16 protein-coding genes and 1 other annotated feature are annotated in these 13,573 nt (G+C 39.9%); of the genes, 10 read left to right on the plus strand and 6 right to left on the minus strand.

The genetic code is table 11. The features are described 5' to 3' along the window. Nucleotides 1–29: 29 nt before the first annotated feature. Nucleotides 30–1,001 (minus strand): diacylglycerol kinase family protein, encoded by a 972-nt coding sequence (locus Q1X33_RS11490; protein ID WP_201689455.1) that lies wholly within the window; start codon nucleotides 999–1,001, stop codon nucleotides 30–32. Between the two features lie 646 nt (nucleotides 1,002–1,647). On the opposite strand from Q1X33_RS11490, the gene bsh reads away from it, so the two are divergent. Then, nucleotides 1,648–2,622 (plus strand): choloylglycine hydrolase, encoded by a 975-nt coding sequence (gene bsh / locus Q1X33_RS11495; protein ID WP_151195002.1) that lies wholly within the window; start codon nucleotides 1,648–1,650, stop codon nucleotides 2,620–2,622. Nucleotides 2,623–2,682: 60 nt separating this feature from the next. Here the strand turns inward: bsh and Q1X33_RS11500 are convergent, their stop codons facing one another. Further along, complete coding sequence (locus Q1X33_RS11500) at nucleotides 2,683–3,210, minus strand: aromatic acid exporter family protein (RefSeq protein ID WP_301969677.1); 528 nt, start codon at nucleotides 3,208–3,210, stop codon at nucleotides 2,683–2,685. Nucleotides 3,211–3,601: 391 nt separating this feature from the next. On the opposite strand from Q1X33_RS11500, the gene Q1X33_RS11505 reads away from it, so the two are divergent. After that, entirely contained in the window at nucleotides 3,602–4,300 is a 699-nt protein-coding gene (locus tag Q1X33_RS11505; RefSeq protein ID WP_005229756.1) for an Ig domain-containing protein, read from the plus strand. Nucleotides 4,301–4,537: 237 nt separating this feature from the next. On the opposite strand, the gene Q1X33_RS11510 is transcribed toward Q1X33_RS11505, so the two are convergent. Continuing rightward, complete coding sequence (locus tag Q1X33_RS11510) at nucleotides 4,538–4,981, minus strand: hypothetical protein (protein WP_005229758.1); 444 nt, start codon at nucleotides 4,979–4,981, stop codon at nucleotides 4,538–4,540. Nucleotides 4,982–5,525: 544 nt separating this feature from the next. Between Q1X33_RS11510 and Q1X33_RS11515 the strand changes: the two genes are divergently transcribed. Then, complete coding sequence (locus tag Q1X33_RS11515; protein WP_005229760.1) at nucleotides 5,526–6,035, plus strand: QueT transporter family protein; 510 nt, start codon at nucleotides 5,526–5,528, stop codon at nucleotides 6,033–6,035. An 84-nt stretch (nucleotides 6,036–6,119) separates the two neighbouring features. Here the strand turns inward: Q1X33_RS11515 and cbpA are convergent, their stop codons facing one another. Continuing rightward, nucleotides 6,120–6,758: a cyclic di-AMP binding protein CbpA gene (cbpA, locus tag Q1X33_RS11520; protein WP_005229762.1), complete on the minus strand. Its 639-nt coding sequence runs from the start codon at nucleotides 6,756–6,758 to the stop codon at nucleotides 6,120–6,122. A gap of 155 nt (nucleotides 6,759–6,913) precedes the next feature. On the opposite strand from cbpA, the gene rpmG reads away from it, so the two are divergent. The 4 genes from rpmG to Q1X33_RS11540 all read left to right on the plus strand — a co-directional run bounded on the left by rpmG (nucleotide 6,914) and on the right by Q1X33_RS11540 (nucleotide 9,530). Beyond that, nucleotides 6,914–7,066, plus strand: coding sequence for a 50S ribosomal protein L33 (rpmG, locus tag Q1X33_RS11525; RefSeq protein ID WP_005229764.1), 153 nt, complete (start codon nucleotides 6,914–6,916; stop codon nucleotides 7,064–7,066). 12 nt (nucleotides 7,067–7,078) lie between these two features. Further along, entirely contained in the window at nucleotides 7,079–7,249 is a 171-nt protein-coding gene (gene secE, locus Q1X33_RS11530; protein ID WP_005229766.1) for a preprotein translocase subunit SecE, read from the plus strand. A 119-nt stretch (nucleotides 7,250–7,368) separates the two neighbouring features. Then, nucleotides 7,369–7,911, plus strand: a complete 543-nt coding sequence (gene nusG / locus Q1X33_RS11535; protein WP_005229769.1) for a transcription termination/antitermination protein NusG — start codon at nucleotides 7,369–7,371, stop codon at nucleotides 7,909–7,911. 128 nt (nucleotides 7,912–8,039) lie between these two features. Then, complete coding sequence (locus tag Q1X33_RS11540) at nucleotides 8,040–9,530, plus strand: DUF1576 domain-containing protein (protein ID WP_005229777.1); 1,491 nt, start codon at nucleotides 8,040–8,042, stop codon at nucleotides 9,528–9,530. A 152-nt stretch (nucleotides 9,531–9,682) separates the two neighbouring features. Here Q1X33_RS11540 and sdaAA read toward each other — a convergent pair whose 3' ends face one another. After that, nucleotides 9,683–10,555 (minus strand): L-serine ammonia-lyase, iron-sulfur-dependent, subunit alpha, encoded by an 873-nt coding sequence (gene sdaAA, locus Q1X33_RS11545; protein ID WP_005229779.1) that lies wholly within the window; start codon nucleotides 10,553–10,555, stop codon nucleotides 9,683–9,685. A 13-nt stretch (nucleotides 10,556–10,568) separates the two neighbouring features. Further along, a complete protein-coding gene (gene sdaAB, locus Q1X33_RS11550) occupies nucleotides 10,569–11,234 on the minus strand; it encodes an L-serine ammonia-lyase, iron-sulfur-dependent subunit beta (RefSeq protein WP_005229781.1) in 666 nt (221 codons plus the stop codon). A gap of 320 nt (nucleotides 11,235–11,554) precedes the next feature. Here sdaAB and rplK point away from each other — a divergent pair, with 320 nt between their 5' ends. The 3 genes from rplK (at nucleotide 11,555) to rplJ (ending at nucleotide 13,523) form a co-directional block, all read left to right on the plus strand. After that, the gene (gene rplK / locus Q1X33_RS11555; RefSeq protein ID WP_005229787.1) at nucleotides 11,555–11,977 is read left to right on the plus strand and encodes a 50S ribosomal protein L11; all 423 of its coding nucleotides are present in this window, start codon (nucleotides 11,555–11,557) and stop codon (nucleotides 11,975–11,977) included. A gap of 100 nt (nucleotides 11,978–12,077) precedes the next feature. Then, a complete protein-coding gene (gene rplA, locus Q1X33_RS11560; protein ID WP_005229790.1) occupies nucleotides 12,078–12,767 on the plus strand; it encodes a 50S ribosomal protein L1 in 690 nt (229 codons plus the stop codon). A 63-nt stretch (nucleotides 12,768–12,830) separates the two neighbouring features. Beyond that, nucleotides 12,831–12,957: a sequence feature (ribosomal protein L10 leader region), on the plus strand. Nucleotides 12,958–13,022: 65 nt separating this feature from the next. Next, on the plus strand, nucleotides 13,023–13,523 hold the full coding sequence (rplJ, locus tag Q1X33_RS11565) for a 50S ribosomal protein L10 (RefSeq protein ID WP_005236672.1): 501 nt from the start codon (nucleotides 13,023–13,025) through the stop codon (nucleotides 13,521–13,523). The last annotated feature ends 50 nt before the right edge of the window (nucleotides 13,524–13,573 follow it).

Raw genomic sequence — 13,573 nt, forward strand, 5'->3', positions numbered from 1 at the left:
ACAAATCAGCAGCGATTTGTATCGTTTTTTTATGGGCACCAGAATAATTGTGAAGCCGTGGTAAAGGTAATATCAAAGGGGCGTTGCCCCATTTCCTCGCCATCTTCTTGTCCATGTTGAGGAACGGGGGAGATGATTCTCAGCTTCGAAGTGGAAAGATGGTGAAAGTAACGTGAATTCATGTGTTTCTTTCGCATCAGTAAGCCGATCAGCCAAAAAATCTTAAAAAGCGACACACGTTCGACAAGAACGAAATCAAACTTTTTCTCTTTGACTGAAGCGGTTGGAGCAATCGCCACACCGCCGCCAAAGTAAGGATGATTGGTCGTGGTACATAAAAAAGCTTTTTTGTAACTGAACTGCTGCCCATTGCACTCAACTAAGATCGGGAAGCCTTTTTGGCGAAACAAAACCCGAATAATCGCAGCGATATAGGAAAAGGAGCCAAGATTAAACTTATTTAGATTGCTTTTTGCCACAGAGTGATTGGTGGTATAGACGATTGCCGCATCAAGACCAATTCCGACATTATTAAGAGCAATGCCATTTTCTTCTTGGATCTGCTCCTCATAACGGATAATGGTCAATTCTTGAGGCTTAGTAGTACCAGCAATTTTCCAAAATGCTTTTTCTGGTTCCCGCGGCAACTCGATACTCCGAGCAAAATCATTTCCTGAACCAGCAGGGATATAGGCAACGGGGATTTGTTGTTGTTCAAGTTGTAACTCTGATACTACTTGGTGCAACGTTCCATCACCGCCGATAACCACCAATAATGGATAAAGCATCTCGCCATTTTCTAAATAGACCTCATCCCAAGGAATGAGGCGTTCTTTTAAGAGTTTTCGTGTGATCGTTCGTTCGTCCCCCGGCGACTTTGTTAAGTAGATTTGATGGGGAAAACGATGTTTTTTTACAATTTTTTGCACACGTTCCACCGCTTTTTTTCCTCGTCCACTGCCTGAGGCAGGGTTCACGAGGAAGTGATAATAATAGTTCATTTTATGAATAGCTCCATATCGTTTTTTCGTTCAATGCGATTAATTATAGCATGTTTCGACAGAAGGAGGGGGGACGATGCCTGAAAAAAAGAGCAAAAAAATAGATTCGACGATTGTGCTTTCTAGGTTCTCAAAGGTTCTTATGTCCACTTTGATCCTCAGGTAACGATGCCCATCGCCGAATCCTATTCAATTAGTAAGGAGTAACTCAAATTCCCACATCCTTTGTCTTTTATTCTAAGTTGACAACAATTCTTTTCTTGCAGAACCTGCTTCGTCTGCTTTACTGGGAATCCTTGCTCCTTACACTTATAGTATAGCAGGTTTTCCTATTTTAGCAATCGCTTACAATGTTTGCTTCGTGCTTTTTAGAAAATTTTAAACTTTCTAAAGGAAAGGTAAAAATAATAGCAACTTCCTCTTTTCGCACCAAACTCGGAAGCTGTCGTCCAAGTATTCCCGAAGGGAGCAAGCTGTGAGAAGGCAGGCATTTAAGCTGAAATTTTTTTTTGAATTTTAGTTCATATTAAAATAATTATAAAATTTCTAATTATCTTTTTATTAATATTTCTTCCGTTTTACTTGTTAAAAAAATGCGATAGGAGTAAATTAAAGGTGTAAAAAACTTATTTTAGGAGGAATTAGGATGTGTACTGCGCTAACGTATGTAACGAAGGATCATTATTTTGGCAGAAATTTTGATTACGATGTTTCTTATAAAGAAGTGGTGACCATTACTCCGAGAAATTACCAATTGAAATTTCGCAAAGTAAGTGAAATAGATCACCATTATGCGATGATCGGGATTGCTGCTGGAGTCGCTCAATACCCACTCTATTATGATGCGGTCAACGAAAAAGGCTTAGGTATCGCTGGTTTGAATTTTCCAGAAAATGCTGTATACAATGAGTTTCAAGAAGGGAAAGAAAACGTCACGCCTTTTGAATTCATCCCATGGTTACTAGGACAATGCGCTACCGTGGAAGAGGCAAAAGCCCTGTTGACGAAGGTTAATCTGGTAAAGATCAATTTTAGTGAAGAACTACCATTATCGCCATTGCATTGGATGATTGCTGATAAAAAAAGTGCCATCGTTGTTGAGAGTATGAGTGATGGTCTTCATATTCATGAAAATCCGGTAGGGGTCTTAACGAATAATCCGCCATTTGACTACCAGTTATTCAATTTGAATAACTACCGTGTGTTATCATCGAAAACACCAGAAACGCATTTTTCTGACAAGCTGGATTTTGATGAGTACAGTCGTGGAATGGGGGGCTTAGGTCTGCCAGGAGATCTTTCTTCAATGTCCCGTTTTGTCAAAGCGGCATTTACCCGATTGAATTCCGTTTCTGGAGAATCTGAATCCGAAAGCATTAGTCAGTTTTTCCATATTCTAGGTTCTGTCGAACAGCAAAAAGGACTATGTGATATTGGAAATGAAAACTATGAATACACGATTTATACTTCTTGCTGCAATACAGACAAAGGGATCTATTACTATCGTACGTATGAAAATAGTCAAATCGTTGCAGTCGATATGAATAAAGAAGATTTGGAAGGCAATGTACCGATCTCGTATCCATTAGTTGAAGACCAACAAGTATTTTTCAGTAACTGATCCATTTTTAAAACCCCATCTCAATGCCGTTTTGAGATGGGGTTCTTTTTCTGCTTTGTTTCAAACCGAATCGCTCTGATTCGGTGTTGCCTTCGTTTGTGCAGTGCGTTTATTGGGGAATGGGAAAAAGCGATTCACCAGTATGGCGATCGTCATGCCTATGAAGCTGTCAACAATCCGATTAAAGGCATACAAGTATGATTCAGTTTGAGGAATCATAAATAAAATCGTCAATAGTGTGGCACAGGCGCCAACTGTTCCCTCGGAGTAATCAAATTTGACCAATAAAGCGATCATCAACATGATCACTAAAGGGATTGCAATGATTTGTATAACGGACGAATGTCCGAAAAAGTTAAATATCGCAATACAAAACACAGAAACGATTGCACCGAAGCTGTTACCGGCAATCCGATGTTTCCCGTATTTGACGGTATTCTCATGATCTTCTCTTAATGTGAAAACAGCTGTGATCGTCGATACAACATACGTTTCACGATTTAGAAGAAAACTAATCAAAATACAAAGAAATACACTAATGCCAGTTTTTACATTTCTTAAGCCAAAGGTCAATCCAAATAATTTCAATCATGCCATCCTCTCAAAACAAATTTCAACGAAATAGATTATACCATATCGCAAGCACTCATTTTTTAGATTCTCAGAAAAATGAACAACGATTCTTTCATCGTGCGTTGAGAGGTAAATTCTATCAGTAGTCGAAAAGCTAGTTTTATACTATGCACTTATCAATTTTGAGTATTGAAAGGAATACAATAAGTAAACCTAACTTTAAATGAATTGATTTTCGCGTTCCTCGTTTAAAGCTCCTTTCCATTTCCATGAGTGATCCTTCTTTTGATTTTTCAGTCCTGTTATCATTTATATAAGTTCTTCTGATAAAAAACTACTTATTGTTTATAAAAAGTTTGTTTTTTAGATATTATATTGAGATAATCAAAAATAAGGAGGGCATAAAATGAAAAAAGTTTCTGTATTACTTGTTTTCTTACTTGGTTTTGTTGTTTTTCCAGTGACAGTTTTCGCTGCTTCTTCACCGAGTGTGAGCTATCAAACGAATGTCCAGTCTCAAGGGTGGCAATCATGGAAAACAAACGCTCAGACGTCAGGGACTACAGGAAAAGGGAAGCGACTTGAAGCAATCAAAATAAAAATTACAAACGAAAAATATAAAGGAAGTATTGAATATAAAACATCCATTCAGAAACAAGGATGGGAAAAATCTTTTAGAAAAAATGGTGCGCTATCTGGTACAAGCGGTAAGGGGCAGCGTTTGGAAGCGATCCAAATCAAAATTACCGGTGAGATCGCTAAGTATTATGATGTCTATTATCGAGTCAATGCACAACAATTTGGCTGGATGGGCTGGGCAAAAAACGGGCAGTCCTCAGGAACTTCTGGCTTTGGCTTTCAATTGGAAGCCATTCAGATCAAGCTGGTAAAAAAAGGTGGGAAAGCACCTGGAACGACAAATAATGGCTTTCGAGATGGACGAAAAAAATATGTAGATAAACGGGGCATAGGGTTGATCAAAGGGTCAAAACAAAAGATTTATCACCTACCGGGCAGTCAATACTATAAGAAAACGACCAGTCCGATTCGTATGTTCAAGACAGAGGTGGAAGCTTACAAAGCGGGCTTTCGACCAGCTAAATAGAGGGGTGGCAGGCATTCGCTGAGTAAAAAAAACTGTGAAAAATCGCTTTGCCAAAATGGGAACGAGAAGGAAGGTATCTTTGATCAAAAAGTAATTGAAGCGGCTGATTCATTCTAAACATCCCTTTCCATTAGCGAAAAGGGATGTTTTACGTATTCAAGATGATTTCTGTGCGTAGATCAGACGAATCTTAAAGTCATTCAGCAATTATCCTTTCATCACGCGATGCGCCTTCATTTAGCGAGGTTTCAACACAAAGCCACCATCTTCATCGTTCATTTCTTCGGTAGGCGTAAAAATAATATTTTTACCATCTCTTTCAAGGGTAAAGAAGGTTGTTTCATGTTCATTATCTGGGTTTTGCATCATCAACTCATTTTCATCCAGCGTATAATTCATCGTGTACTCAAACTGAGCTAAGAATTCTTCCACAAAAGCTTCACCAAGTTCTTCCATCTCACTCGCTGCTTCTGACTCGAGAGAGCTTGGATCGATACCAAAAGTTAGCTCGTTTTCAGTAAATGATACAGTCATAATAACCTCGTCTTCATCATCTTCTGATTCTGCGAGCCAGTCATTTTTTTGTAAATCTTCTTGCGTGACATTCTCATTACTATTCCCACAACCAACTGCAAAGACCAGTAGAAACAAAATACCAACACTAACCATTAATTTCTTCATTATTACACCTTTTTCCTATTATTTTTGTTTATCTTTGACTATATAGTAACATAAAAACTATACGAATAACCGAAATAAAAAAATACATTCTTCATAATGAGGGAGGGCGTTTGAAAAAAAGGAGTTTGTTGACGAGTATGGCTTTTATTCCGTGAGCCGATCAATGATTCGCGTGTGAATGGCAGCAAGAAGACAATCAACGTTCAGGTTGATCATAGTCATCCTAGCTTCTGTTTTCTTAACCATGATAGTTATCGCTTCACAAGGCATTAGGAAATCTGACGATGGATGATGTATTGGTAGTCGAATAGGGCTAGAAAATGGGAGCTGCAAAGTGTTTCTTTGAATCAATGAATGAAGGAATTGAGGGTGCAATTCCTTCTGTACAAATTTTCGTCAGGTGATTCCGATGTGATTTGAAGATTAAATGGCTGGTTTAACATTGATATATGGCTATTAATGTGTATAATAAGTACTTGTGCGAAGCGCACCGCGGTTCATCAACCATCCCGCGTAATCAAAACTCGGAGAAAGTAGGGATCAAATGGAAAAATCAACAAATCTAACCAATCAACGTTTGCGTGTCGTCGCAGCCAATGGGATCATTATGGCACTTTATGTTGCTGTAACGGTTCTGGTCGCACCAGTCGCCTCAGGAGCGATTCAATTCAGAATATCTGAAGGGTTGAATCACTTAGTCGTTTTCAACAGAAAATTGATGTGGGGTGTCGTCGGTGGGGTCGTTGTGTATAACTTGTTCTTTGGAATGGGGATCTTGGATGTCGTATTCGGCGGTTTCGGAAGCTTTTTAGCCTTAGGAGCAACTGCCTTGGTACATAAGAAGATTCCAAATGTTTTCTTAAGACTCGCATTTAATACAATTGTTTTTTCATTAAGCATGTTCCTGATTGCGATTATGCTAAACATCACCTTAGCATTACCTTTCTGGCCAACCTTTGCAACAACGGCATTGAGTGAATTTATCGTGATGACGATCACTGCACCTGTGATGTATATCATCAATCGTGCCGTTCGTTTCGATAAGCGCGTTTAAAAAAAATCTTGTTTTTTGCTTTGATGGTTCTCAAAAAACAAGAAAAAAGATCATTCCTTTCTTTTTTAGGAATGATCTTTTGTTTTATTCTGCTTTTAGGTCTTCGATCTCCACAACTTTGAAATTTTTTGCTTCCAGTTGAGAAACGATCTTGTCGCATAATTCTTTTGATGTGTTCGCTGGTAAAGTGATCATCGTACGACGGATAAATTCATCTTTACCGATATCCAGTGTGATACAGCTGGCAATACTGCTGTATTTTGCGATTATTTTTGCGATGACTGCTAAGTCGCCTTGTTGACCAGTTGATGCGATCGTCAACACATAGCTTCCTTGCTCAACACTCCATGACTGTGACAACATGTTCAACAAAGAACTGTGTGTCAAGATGCCATAAAATTGATTGTTTTCATCTAATACAGCAATATAAGGCAATTCTTTGATCGTGAAGAAAACGTTAAAGAAAGAAGAATTGACATAAATAAATTTGGTCGCATTTTTTAGTAGATAAGTGACTGGCAAAGTCATGTCGCCGCCGTTTGCTTTGTGGCGATAAATGTGCATTTTATAAATATTTCCTCTGAAAATCTTGCCTGATTCATCTAGGATAGGCACACAACGATAACCAGATTCTTCCAAAATTGCCAGCGCTTCTTCTAAAGTAGCTGTTTCTTTTACCGTTGTTAAATCGCGTTTTTTGTAAACCATTGTTTTTAATAACATAATTTTCCCTCCCAAATACCCATTTAACACCATTATCATACCACAAAATTAGAAGAAACTATATTTTTACGACAGAAAATCAAAAATTGACACATTCTTAAATAAATGGTATTTTTAGTGTTGGAAAACTTTATAAAAAGGGGGAGGACACTAAGATGGCAACAAAAAAAGCTGCTTTGGCTTGTTCTGTCTGCGGATCCCGCAACTATTCAAAATCAGTCAGTGAAGGTAAAAAAGGCGAACGCCTTGAAATCAACAAATTTTGCAAGTATTGTAATCAATATACGTTGCATCGTGAAACGAAGTAAGGAGGGAATCAAATGAAATTTTTGAAAAATGTTGTTGAAGAAATGAAAAACGTTTCTTGGCCATCGAAAAAGCAATTACGCAAAGATACCTTTGTGGTGATTCAAACAACCATTATTTTTGCATTGATGTTCTTTGTGATGGACACACTGATTCAAACAGTCTTCAATTGGATCCTAAAGTAAGACTTCTTGCTGATAGCGCTAGTCATTTATCGCAAATCATGCTATAATCGCTTTGAGGAAAAACTTCGGTGCAGCTGAGGTTTTTTTATTTTACAAAAAGATGGGGAGTCCGAAAAAAAATGGAATCTTTTGAAAAAAATTGGTATGTACTGCATACGTATTCTGGCTATGAAAACAAAGTAAAAGCGAACCTAGAGTCACGTGCACAAAGCATGGGTATGGGTGATTATATTTTCCGTGTCGTCGTTCCCGAAGAAGTAGAAACAGAAGAAAAAAACGGCAAAACCAAAGAAATCGTTCATAAAACATTTCCTGGCTATGTATTAGTTGAAATGGTCATGACGGATGAATCTTGGTACGTTGTACGTAATACTCCTGGGGTAACAGGCTTCGTTGGTTCCCATGGTGCAGGAAGCAAGCCAGCGCCTTTATTACAAGAAGAAATCAATTCAATTTTACGTTCGATCGGTATGAGCACTCGGACAGTTGAACTGGAAGTAGAAATTGGCGAAACCGTCAAAATCATCGAAGGTGCGTTTTCTGGTCTAGAAGGACAAGTAGCAGAAATCGATGAAGAAAAACAAAAACTAAAAGTGAACATCGATATGTTCGGTCGTGAAACGAGTACAGAACTTGATTTTGAGCAAGTAGATAAGATTTAACTACTGGATTCACTAGCAAGAATGACTCTTTTACGGTAAAATAACAGTAATGAGAATAAAGTGGACCAATTCGTTGGCCCACTTTTTTTCTCAAAATCAGTAAGCGCTTTATAAGAGGAAGGGGTCCTATGTCAAAACTAGTCACTTTTTTTAGAGTAAAGTTTCACAATGATTTCCATCCCCATGGTAAAGGGATGATCTCTGTACATAATGGATATAGCTTGTTATTTCTTTTCAATTTGCTGCTATTTTTCTTTGCTATGTTGTTTTTTGATCCAATGGTGGCAATCGAAGAGCTCAAGTTGATTTTGTTTTCGGAAAGTCATTTAGTCACCGATTATATTGCCATGACCTCGGTAGGAACGGCTTTGTTAAATAGCAGTCTGATGACCTTTGTAGCGATCTCGATTTGCTATCACTATCGGGTACCGATCACGGGCGGGGCAGTCTCCGCAATCTTCATGGTGACTGGCTATGGCTTTTTTGGGAAAAATCTCCTGAATTTTATCCCAATATTTTTAGGCGTTCGACTGTATTCGTATTTTATGAACGAACCATTGAAAAAATTTCTGTTGATCGCCCTCTATGGGTCATCGGTTTCCCCAATCGTCAGCTATTTTGCTTTCAATGATTCCTTACCACCATACTTTAGTCTAGTGATGGGGTATGGCATTGGGATCTTCACCGGTTTTTTGATGGTTCCTATGGCCTTATACTTTCAAGCGCTGTTTCAAAGCGTCAGTCTATACAGTGCGGGATTTACTTCAGGGATGCTATGTACACTGGTCGCTGCCATCTGCCGAATGTTTGGCTTGACGATCGAGCTAAGAACATTAGTATCTCAAGAGCAGCAACCTCGATTGATTTTTATGATGCTGGTTTTAGGAGGGGTATTCGTCGGCTATGGCTTGTTGATGGCGATCAAGAAAAAACGATTGAATATGCGAGCGATTTGGTCGCATAGTGGCAAAATCGAGCGCGATATTTTAAGGGATACCGGCGTTTACAATACGATGATCAATATGGGGTTAATGACATTCTTGTTAGTGGCTTACGTAGTCAGTATTGGTGCGGTTTTAAATGGACCAGTTATCGGTGCGATCTTTTGCGTCATCGGCTTTTCTGCTTGTGGCTCTCATGTGTTTAACTCGCTGCCTTTATTGGCAGGGGTGACGATCGCCAATCTATTGAGCGTATACACCATCAACGAGACGGTTACAGTCACGTCAGCGATTTTTGCGATGATGCTCTGTGCAGTAACGAATGCCTATGGCTGGAAAGGCGGCTTGGTGGTTGGTTTTGTCCACGCCTCAATGGTACTGAATATTGATTTCTTACATGGCGGGTTGAATTTGTATAATAATGGTTTTTCTGGCGGGCTCGTCGCCATGATGATCATTCCCTTATTGGATCTCAGCAAACAGCTCTGGCAAAAATCAGCCGATCAGGCACAAGCTACCGAGGAAGAAAAACCACAAATGGACTTGAAGGCACAAGAAAGCGAGCAGCCATTAGTCCCATTGGATCAAACAGAAGGAAAAACTAAATTTTCCGAGCCTGTAAAGGTATTAAAACCCGTTGCCCAAAAGAAACACTATGGAGTAGGTGATTGGGAGTAGAGACATTGTCAGTGCTGTTTGTTACTTGTTTAACAAATAGGAGGGACTTATCTTCCTGCGGCAAGTAATAGAGAGAAAATGAAAACCAACCAAGAACAAGCAACGATTGGTTGTTCTTGGTTGGTTTTTATTCATGTTCGTTTCTAAAAAAATCAACGATTGGCTTCTAAGATTTCTGCCTGCAAGCGTTGAGCAGTCGGTGTCGTGGCTAGACCGCCTTCAGCCGTTTCCTTGAAAATGCTAGGCATTTGCCGACCGACTTGATACATCGCTAAGACCACTTCATCAGGTGGGATAACACTTTCGATTCCTGCCAGTGCCATGTCGGCAGAGATAAAGGCTTGGGAAGATCCCAGGGCATTGCGCTTCACGCATGGGACTTCGACTAAGCCCGCGACAGGGTCACAAATCAAGCCCATCATATTTTTGAGGGTGATCGCCACCGCTTGAGCCGCTTGGTGAGGGGTGCCACCTTTTGCACAAACCAAAGCTGCCGCTGCCATTGCGCTAGCAGAACCGATCTCCGCTTGACAACCGCCTTCGGCTCCAGAAATCGAGGCATTGTTGGCAATCACTAGACCAAAGGCGCCGGCTGTAAACAAAAAGTCGACTTGTTGCGCTCGAGTCAGTGCCAAACGTTCACGTACGGCCATCAAGACACCAGAAACAACACCCGCACTACCGGCGGTCGGTGTTGCACAGATCAAGCCCATTTTCGCATTGACTTCGTTGACTGCAATGGCATTTTGGACCGCTTGTAGAATGGTTTCTCCGCTTAAAAAATCACCGGCAGCAAGGTAGTCGTTCATGCGTGTCGCATCGCCGCCGGTCAATCCCGTCACCGATTTTACACCAGCGACACCTTCAGCGACTGATTGTTCCATAACAACTAAATTCTTTTCCATGATTGCAAGGATCTGTTCGCGACTACGGCCAGTATTTTCAGCTTCGATCGCAATCATCATCTCTGCAACGGAAGGATAATTTTTACTCTCTGTTACTAATTCTTCTATTGTATAGAACATGTTCCTATCTCCTTTAATCAAAATACGCAGCGCTGTAAACGTGCGGCAAAACTTTGATTTGTTGCGCCAGCTGATCATTGCGCTGATCGACTTCGATGATCATGATTGCTTTATCACCGACAGCTTCTCTTGTTACGGTCATCGTACCGATATTGATTTGAGCCTCTGATAGTAAATTGGTTACTTTCGCAATCATTCCTGGAACATCTTGATGGACAATCACATAAGTTGGCGTACCCAGCGTCAGAGAAATTTTGAAGCCGTTAAGCTCTGAGATTTGAATATTGCCACCACCGATCGAAATACCAGTGACGGATAGTTTGTGGCTACCTTTTGTCAAAATCATCTTGACCATATTCGGATGTTCCGCTTTTTCTTTTTTAGGAACGAATAGGACTTCGATCCCTTTCTCATAAGCGATTTTTAAAGAGTCTGCTAGACGAGCATCATCTGGCTCCATGCCTAAGAGACCGCCAACTAACGCAATATCGGTTCCATGACCGCGATAGGTTTTGGCAAACGATTCATACAACAGGATATCAACACTGTCTGGCTGTTCCCCAAAAATACTGCGAACGATTTTTCCGATCCGAGCCGCACCGGCTGTATGAGAACTGCTGGGACCCACCATGATGGGACCGATTATATCAAATACACTGCGGTATTTTAATTGTTCCATTTTTTTCACCTCGATAGTAGTAAACGAATAGGGAAGAATTCCAGTAGTAGTGTAGCATAAAAAAATGAGAGAATGAAAAAAGCAGACCAAAAGCAAGAGATTTTTATTTATTTTTTTATCGAAGGAATGACGAAAAGCGCTGGTGAGTATTTTTTTCAAAAAAAATCAGCTGAAAAACCTTGAATTATTCCTTAAAGATGCTATAATATTCCAGTGTGCTTTCGTCACACGTTTTTTGTGTGTGCACATGAATCACCAAAGTGGGAGGAGAAATTTGGATCTCCAATTAACCACATCACGGACTCAAGGAGGTATGTCTCGTGGCAAAAAAAGTAGAAAAAATCGTTAAATTGCAAATTCCTGCAGGTAAAGCAACACCAGCTCCGCCGGTAGGTCCTGCGCTAGGTCAAGCGGGTATCAACATCATGGGATTCACTAAAGAATTCAATGCTCGTACAGCTGATCAAGCAGGTTTGATCATTCCAGTAGTGATCTCTGTATACGAAGACCGTTCATTTACTTTCGTTACAAAAACACCACCAGCAGCAGTATTGTTGAAAAAAGCAGCAAACGTTGAAAAAGGTTCAGGCGAACCAAACAAAACAAAAGTTGCAAAAGTTTCACGCGATCAAGTAAAAGAAATCGCTGAATTGAAAATGGAAGACCTAAACGCAGCTGACGTTGAAGCAGCAATGCGCATGGTTGAAGGAACTGCACGAAGCATGGGGATCACTGTAGAATAATTACAGCCCTAAGGAAGTAGCTTCTCAGTCGGCTTCATATTGAAAAATATGGGACACGTGGGAGGTTCTACCGTTATAACCACATCAAGGAGGAAACAAAATGGCTAAAAAAAGCAAAAAAATGCAAGAAGCATTGAAAAAAGTTGATGCTACAAAAGCTTATTCAGTTGAAGAAGCAGTAGCTTTGGCAAAAGAAACAAATATTGCAAAATTCGACGCAACGGTTGAAGTTGCTTACAAATTAAACGTAGACCCTAAAAAAGCGGATCAACAAATCCGTGGCGCGGTTGTATTACCAAACGGTACTGGTAAAACACAAACAGTTTTAGTTTTTGCTAAAGGCGATAAAGCCAAAGAAGCAGAAGCAGCTGGTGCTGATTTCGTTGGTGACGACGATATGGTTCAAAAAATCCAAGGTGGCTGGTTCGATTTTGACGTTGTTGTTGCAACGCCTGACATGATGGCTACTGTTGGTAAATTAGGTCGTGTATTAGGCCCTAAAGGTTTGATGCCTAACCCTAAAACTGGTACAGTAACAATGGACGTAACAAAAGCAGTTAACGAAGTTAAAGCTGGTAAAGTAACTTACCGTGTTGACAAAGCTGGAAACATCCACGTACCAATCGGAAAAGTTTCATTTGAAGATGACAAATTAATCGAAAACTTCAAAACAATCCATGAAACATTGTTGAAAGCTAAACCTTCAGCAGCAAAAGGTCAATACATGAAAAATATCTCAGTTACAACAACATTTGGTCCTGGGATCCATGTAGAACAAGCTTCTTTCTAATTTAATACAAAAATTCAAAACTTTTATTGACTTGACTGCCTTATCTATGGTAAGGTAGTCAAGGTTAAAAGTTTAACTGTACCGAAGACAGTAGGTGGCATTTGCCTTAATTTCCTACCGAGGACGTTTATTGAGAATCTTCAATAGTCCCTCTATGTCTACGGTGGCATAGAGTTTTTTTATTGTCCTTTTTAGGACAAAGGAACAGTTTGTTTCGAAGAAACTCTTCCATCAAAATCAGGAGGTGAAATATAAATGAGTGAAGCAGCTATCGCTAAAAAATCCGCGATCGTTGATGAAGTGAGTGCAAAATTCTCTGCAGCCGCATCTGTAGTCGTTGTTGACTACCGTGGACTAACTGTTGATGAAGTAACTCGCTTACGTAAACAATTGCGTGATGCAAACGTTGAGATGAAAGTTATCAAAAACTCAATTCTTTCTCGTGCTGCTGAAAAAGCTGGTCTAGAAGGTTTAGGTGAAGTATTCACTGGTCCTACTGCCGTAGCATTCAGTAACGAAGACGTTGTTGCACCTGCAAAAATCATTAACGATTTCGCAAAAGACGCAAAAGCTTTAGAAATCAAAGGCGGTATTATCGAAGGCAAAGTTTCTTCATTGGAAGAAATTACTGCATTGGCGAAATTGCCAAACCGCGAAGGACTTCTTTCTATGTTGCTATCTGTGCTACAAGCACCTATCCGCAACGTGGCTTACGCTGTCAAAGCAGTGGCAGAAAAAGAAGAAGATGCAGCATAATTGCCGCATGATTTTTCAGTATTAAAAAACTAAACTACTTACTTAAATGG

Source organism: Enterococcus sp. B2E4 (genome assembly GCF_030499455.1).
In the GTDB taxonomy this organism is placed as follows: domain Bacteria; phylum Bacillota; class Bacilli; order Lactobacillales; family Enterococcaceae; genus Enterococcus_D; species Enterococcus_D casseliflavus.

Coding starts and splice junctions, on each gene's coding strand:
- Q1X33_RS11490 (WP_201689455.1), bottom strand. CDS start 1,001: ATGAACTATTATTATCACTTCCTCGTGAACCCTGCCTCAGGCAGTGGA.
- bsh (WP_151195002.1), top strand. CDS start 1,648: ATGTGTACTGCGCTAACGTATGTAACGAAGGATCATTATTTTGGCAGA.
- Q1X33_RS11505 (WP_005229756.1), top strand. CDS start 3,602: ATGAAAAAAGTTTCTGTATTACTTGTTTTCTTACTTGGTTTTGTTGTT.
- Q1X33_RS11510 (WP_005229758.1), bottom strand. CDS start 4,981: ATGAAGAAATTAATGGTTAGTGTTGGTATTTTGTTTCTACTGGTCTTT.
- Q1X33_RS11515 (WP_005229760.1), top strand. CDS start 5,526: ATGGAAAAATCAACAAATCTAACCAATCAACGTTTGCGTGTCGTCGCA.
- cbpA (WP_005229762.1), bottom strand. CDS start 6,758: ATGTTATTAAAAACAATGGTTTACAAAAAACGCGATTTAACAACGGTA.
- rpmG (WP_005229764.1), top strand. CDS start 6,914: ATGGCAACAAAAAAAGCTGCTTTGGCTTGTTCTGTCTGCGGATCCCGC.
- secE (WP_005229766.1), top strand. CDS start 7,079: ATGAAATTTTTGAAAAATGTTGTTGAAGAAATGAAAAACGTTTCTTGG.
- nusG (WP_005229769.1), top strand. CDS start 7,369: ATGGAATCTTTTGAAAAAAATTGGTATGTACTGCATACGTATTCTGGC.
- Q1X33_RS11540 (WP_005229777.1), top strand. CDS start 8,040: ATGTCAAAACTAGTCACTTTTTTTAGAGTAAAGTTTCACAATGATTTC.
- sdaAA (WP_005229779.1), bottom strand. CDS start 10,555: ATGTTCTATACAATAGAAGAATTAGTAACAGAGAGTAAAAATTATCCT.
- sdaAB (WP_005229781.1), bottom strand. CDS start 11,234: ATGGAACAATTAAAATACCGCAGTGTATTTGATATAATCGGTCCCATC.
- rplA (WP_005229790.1), top strand. CDS start 12,078: ATGGCTAAAAAAAGCAAAAAAATGCAAGAAGCATTGAAAAAAGTTGAT.
- rplJ (WP_005236672.1), top strand. CDS start 13,023: ATGAGTGAAGCAGCTATCGCTAAAAAATCCGCGATCGTTGATGAAGTG.